Source organism: Frankia sp. AgKG'84/4, assembly GCF_023242965.2.
In the GTDB taxonomy this organism is placed as follows: Bacteria; Actinomycetota; Actinomycetes; order Frankiales; family Frankiaceae; genus Frankia.
This window is the reverse complement of sequence record NZ_JALKFU020001222.1, coordinates 1-2,477: the sequence shown is the minus strand read 5'-3', so window position 1 is coordinate 2,477 and position 2,477 is coordinate 1. Positions and strand designations below refer to the sequence as shown.

At 70.0% G+C, this 2,477-nt stretch carries 2 protein-coding genes; one reads left to right on the top strand and one right to left on the bottom strand.

The annotated features are described in order from the left end of the window. Nucleotides 1-1,082, top strand: a 1,082-nt coding sequence (locus tag MXD58_RS28985) for a glycosyltransferase family protein (protein WP_518478713.1), incomplete at its 5' end; no start/stop codon positions are given. On the opposite strand, the gene MXD58_RS28980 is transcribed toward MXD58_RS28985, so the two are convergent. Beyond that, a complete protein-coding gene (locus tag MXD58_RS28980) occupies nt 1,011-2,090 on the bottom strand; it encodes a glucose-1-phosphate thymidylyltransferase (protein ID WP_248838405.1) in 1,080 nt (359 codons plus the stop codon). The two genes, MXD58_RS28985 and MXD58_RS28980, sit on opposite strands and share 72 nt — an antisense overlap. Between the last annotated feature and the right edge of the window lie 387 nt (nt 2,091-2,477).

Genomic DNA, 2,477 nt, shown 5'->3' with positions numbered 1-2,477 from the left:
GTGCGGGGCCGGCGGCGGCTGGCGGCGCGCGCCTGGCCCGCTGGACGCGGTGGTTCCGGTCGGAGGCGGCGTCGCTGCCCTGGGTGCCCGCGGCGCTGGCCGTCAGCGTCGGAGTCGCGATCGGCGGCTGGTGGTGGGTGCGTAACCAGGTGCTGTACGGCGCGGTGCAGCCCAACGGCTGGGCGACCAATCCGCCGCGCCGCGAGCCGCTGCTGCTGCCCGACTCGTTCTTCACCTGGTTCTCGTACTTCTTCCGCACGATGATCTCGCGCTTCTGGGGCGGGCTCGGGCTGTTCGAGCCGCCGCAGTTGTCCCCGATCGCGATCGTGCTGGCCACGGTCGTCGTCGTCGGCCTGAGCGTGCTGGCGATCGTCGGGGGTCGGCGCCGGCTTTCGCGCGCCGACCGGCTGGCCGGCGCCGCCGGTGCCGTGGTTCTCCTGCTGCCGGTCGCCTTTGCCTACCTTTCGGTCGGCCAGCGGAGCTGGGCGGACTACAAGGTCTACACCCGCGGGATCGCCGTCCAAGGCCGCTACCTCTACCTGGGCATCGTCGGCCTCGGTGTCGTGGTCGCGCTCGGGCTGCGCCGCGCGATGGCCGGACGCGAGCGGTTCGCCCCCCTGATGCTGCTGGTGGCGGCGCTGCTGATGCAGGGCACCGCGTTGTTGGCGATCTGCTCGTACTACTGGCTGCCGCGTCGGGTGTCCTTCACGCCGGCCCGGATACCGCAGGTGGTGTCGGCGATCGGTCGGTGGGCGCCGTTCCCGATCGGCGTGACGATCGCCGTCTTCGTCCTGACCACTGCCCTTTTTGCGGCGAACGTCGTCCTTGCCGGGGTGGGCGCCAAGGCGATGCCAGCCGGCCTCCGCCGGACACGGCTGTCGGCCGGGCCGGCGGCGGACGGCTCGGATCCCCAGAGCGGTTCGGAGTCCCGGGACGGCTCGGAGTCCCGGGACGGCTCGGATCCCCAGGGCGGTTTGCAGTCCCGGGACGGCTCGGTGGCCCCGGCGGGATCAGGCTCCCGGAACGGTGGCGACCGAGACGCGGGAGTGGTCGCCGAGCATGAGGCGGTGCGCCTTCGGTAGCGCCGCCGACGGCACCACCTCCACGTCCCGCCCGATCAGCGAGTCCTCGATGCGGCCGATACCGCGGATCGTGGCCCGCTCCAGGACGATCGAGTACTCGATCTCGGTACGTTCGATGGCGCACGAATGGAAGATCGACGTGAAGGGCCCGACGTAGGTGTCGATCAGAGTGGTGTCCCGGCCGATGATGGCCGGTCCGCGCACGGTCGAGCGGACCAGCGAGGCGCCTTCCTCGATGACGACCCGGCCGACGATCGAGCTGTCCGCGTCGACGCTGCCATGGATGGCCGGCTCAAGCGATTCCAGTAGATGCCGGTTCGTCTCCAGCATGTCGGCCAGCCGGCCGGTGTCCTTCCAGTAGCCCTCGACGAGGTGCGAGGACACGCCGCGGTCGTTGTCGACGAGCCACTGGATGGCTTCGGTGATCTCCAGCTCTCCCCGGGCGGACGGTTTGATCGCCCGTACCGCTTCGTGGATGGCCGTGCCGAACATGTAGACACCGACGAGGGCGAGGTCGCTCGGGGGCACCTGCGGCTTCTCGACCAGCCGGATGATTCGTCCCTCGGCGCCGAGTTCCGCGACACCGAACGCGGACGGATTATCCACCTTCGTCAGCAGGATCAGGGCGTCCGGCGCGTTTCGTCGGAACTCCTCCACCAGGCTGGAGATGCCGCCGATGATGAGGTTGTCACCCAGATACATGACGAAGTCGTCGTCGCCGAGGAAGTCGCGGGCGATCAGCACCGCGTGCGCGAGGCCGAGCGGCGCCTCCTGCTGGATGTAGGTGACGCGGATACCGAACGCCGAACCGTCGCCGACCGCGGTCTCTATCTCCGCGGCCGTTTCGCCGACGATGATGCCGACATCGATGATGCCGGCTTCGCGAATGGCTTCCAGCCCGTAGAAGAGCACCGGTTTGTTCGCAACCGGAACAAGCTGCTTGGCGGACGTGTGTGTGATCGGCCGCAGGCGGGTTCCCGATCCACCGGCGAGAACGAGGGCCTTCATGATCCGCGACTCTATCGCGCGGCGCCGGCCTGATGGAGAGTAGCCGCGGGCGCGCCGTCGGCTTTCTGCTCCGGTGGAGCCCTTTGCCGGGGACGCATCGCATGTCGCGGATGGTGACCGACCGTTCCCGCCGTGACGGGGCGGTGACGGGTACGCGCCATCCGATACGGGTACGTTGAGTAGTCGAAGGGGTCCGCTGCGGCCAGCGCGCCGGAATGCTGACGGGCCACCTGATCGTTCCACGACCTGTGAGATTTCGCGGCCGCCTGGGAGGGGGACACGGTGACCGACGCGCCGCCGCGTCCGCCGGATGATCCGCGGACCGATCGTCGCTCACCCCGGGCAGGGACCGGCCGCCGCGCGCAGGCCAGCAGGCCGCCCGCGGTG

What these genes read in the sequence shown, in the direction of transcription:
- MXD58_RS28980 (WP_248838405.1), bottom strand. Translation starts at nt 2,090, where the DNA reads ATGAAGGCCCTCGTTCTCGCCGGTGGATCGGGAACCCGCCTGCGGCCG.